The sequence below is a fragment of the Pseudomonadota bacterium genome (assembly GCA_030859565.1).
Taxonomy (GTDB): domain Bacteria; phylum Pseudomonadota; class Gammaproteobacteria; order JACCXJ01; family JACCXJ01; genus USCg-Taylor.
Genome location: JALZJW010000288.1, coordinates 1 through 2,206, shown reverse-complemented (window position 1 = coordinate 2,206; position 2,206 = coordinate 1). Strand labels below are relative to the sequence as shown.

The following is a 2,206-nucleotide window of genomic DNA, read 5'->3' as shown; positions in this document are numbered from 1 at the left end:
GGTGACTTCTGTCCTGCCGGCCGAACTTCCAGGCCATAGATGGGCATCAGCATCGCGCCATCTGGCAGGGTGATGATTTTCCCGTACGGGCTGCCCCAACCGATGTCGGAAACGTCAATTTGCATCGGCTGCTGCCAGGTCTTTCCGCCATCGGAGGAGAATGTCACCCACGTGTCGTGCGGCCTATCGAGGGTGCGATCGTACTTACCCTGCTCGTTGTAATTCGCGTCCCGGTAATACCCGATCACCAGCGTCCCATCCTTCGCCTGTCCAAAGGCGGGATCGCGATCATCGAGCGGAGTATCCACGACGAGCGCCGGCTTGCTCCACGTCTTGCCTTCATCGTCCGAAAACACGATATCCAGGCGGCCATCGATCCCCAGATGGTTTGCGGGGCTGCGCACTACCGCGGCGATCCGCCCATCCTGCAAGCGCAGAGCGACCGGGAAAAGGGTATCCCTGGCGACGAGCGAGCACTGAACGGGAATGGGATCTGGTTCGGCAGCGTCCGAAGCTGGCTGTGGCGCTTTTGCAGGTTGAGCGGAGGCTTCGCCTGCAATAAACGCCATCGACGTGAGCATCATGGAGAATAGGGGCGGACAAATCTTCACGGCGCGGATTTTCATCGCTGCCTGCCGCGATGGTCAAGCACCCGATCCGGATGGGCCAGCCTTGCGAGCGCGAGCCGTTGACCCAAGCCACACATGGGGACTCCCTTTAGTTTCATGAAGCTAGTCATTCTCGCGCCAATCCGGGCGCAAGCCGGTGAGAAGCGAGACCCGGCTTGGAGACGCTCTCGACCGGCTTGCACTGACGAACTCCACCATCGTCCTGCTATGAGAGAGAACAGGATTTGGTCGATTCGCCCCGCAATCCCTGATTCTATCAGCGTTTTAGAGAATGTGCCGGGGAGGGGACTCGAACCCCTAAGGATTGCTCCACCAGATCCTAAGTCTGGCGCGTCTGCCAATTTCGCCACCCCGGCGGTTCCGTTTGCGGAAAAGACTGGCGAGCACCGCTGATCATCGCGCCCAGTTTATCGCCGGCGGGGCCTCCCGCAAATGAAGAATCCCCGCCGTGCGATCAGGTGAGACCTCGGCCGAATCCGGCGCTGCTGCCATCCGCTCCTCCCTCAAGAAGCGCAGATTGCGGTCAAGGTGGCGCAAGTTTCCAGCTTGCTGCTCGTTCTGAAAAAGCAAGCTGGAAGCTTGCTCCACCCTGTTGCGTTTCGCCCGACCGCTTTCGCACGCCTGCCCGCGTTTGCGTTCATCCGCAACCATCACGGCAATGCCTGACTAGGAGCACTTCGTCGTGTAAGTGGAAAACGAGAATCCAAAACGGTTCGTGCCCATGCTGAACGATCACACCATCAATATCGTCGACCGTTACTGGCCGCCTTATCTGGGCTGCGCGCCCGGAGATTTTTCGCGGAGCGCGCCCGTTGTCATTCAGCAGACCGGCGAGCTTGCCGGCTATCCCGGCCTCTTCGCGCTCTTTCGACGCGCGGCTCCCGTCATCTCGGTCCCGGCCAACGATCAGCAGCGATTCCGGTCCATCCTGTCGTCACTGCCGCAAGGTGAGATCCGTTCTCCGGCACGATTTGCTTTGGCAATGGCAAAGCACGGCACAGCCGTGATCGGCCCTGCCTTTATCGGCTACGCCGATCACGGCACTGCGGATGATCACGCCAGCGTCGCCGCGTTGAAGGCCGCATGCACGGAAATCGAGTGGGAACACGGCGGTTGCGCCACCGGTGTCAGTTTGCGGTCAAAATCACGCACCGATTTGCACCTGAAAATCACCCACCTTTGAGGTGACGCGTCGCATCGCTGGAGTTCCCGTTTTTGGGGGACTCTGCGGGCAATGAATCAACTCAAAGTGAGCCAACAACAAACGATCCTTGCCCTGCATGAGCGGGGCTGGTCCAAACGCAAGATTGCCCGGGAACTGGGGCTGGATCGGGTGACGGTGCGCCGATGTATCGCGGCGACACCGGCAAAATCACCCACCCCGCAAATCGGCTCGCAGGAGCAGGAAGCTGCAAAATCACCCGCCCCGCACACCGGCTCCCTCGAGGCTTGGGAGGCAAAATCACCCGGGGTGCAAACCGGCTCCTCGGGCAGTTTGTGCGCTCGGTGGCAGGGGCAGATCGAGAAGGCGCTGGAGGCGGGCTTGTCGGTGCAGCGGATTTATCAGGACCTGGTGG

At 60.6% G+C, this 2,206-nt stretch carries 3 protein-coding genes and 1 tRNA gene; 2 read left to right on the top strand and 2 right to left on the bottom strand.

Annotation, left to right across the window (positions count from 1 at the left end):
* Together M3436_20885 and M3436_20880 are read right to left on the bottom strand one after the other, a co-directional pair.
* Nucleotides 1-626, bottom strand: a 626-nt coding sequence (locus M3436_20885) for a glycoside hydrolase (protein MDQ3566420.1), incomplete at its 3' end; no start/stop codon positions are given.
* Nucleotides 627-903: 277 nt separating this feature from the next.
* Nucleotides 904-985, bottom strand: a tRNA-Leu gene (locus M3436_20880).
* A gap of 332 nt (nt 986-1,317) precedes the next feature.
* Between M3436_20880 and M3436_20875 the strand changes: the two genes are divergently transcribed.
* A complete protein-coding gene (locus tag M3436_20875; GenBank protein ID MDQ3566419.1) occupies nt 1,318-1,812 on the top strand; it encodes a hypothetical protein in 495 nt (164 codons plus the stop codon).
* Nucleotides 1,813-1,878: 66 nt separating this feature from the next.
* Nucleotides 1,879-2,206, top strand: a 328-nt coding sequence (locus M3436_20870) for a helix-turn-helix domain-containing protein (GenBank protein MDQ3566418.1), incomplete at its 3' end; no start/stop codon positions are given.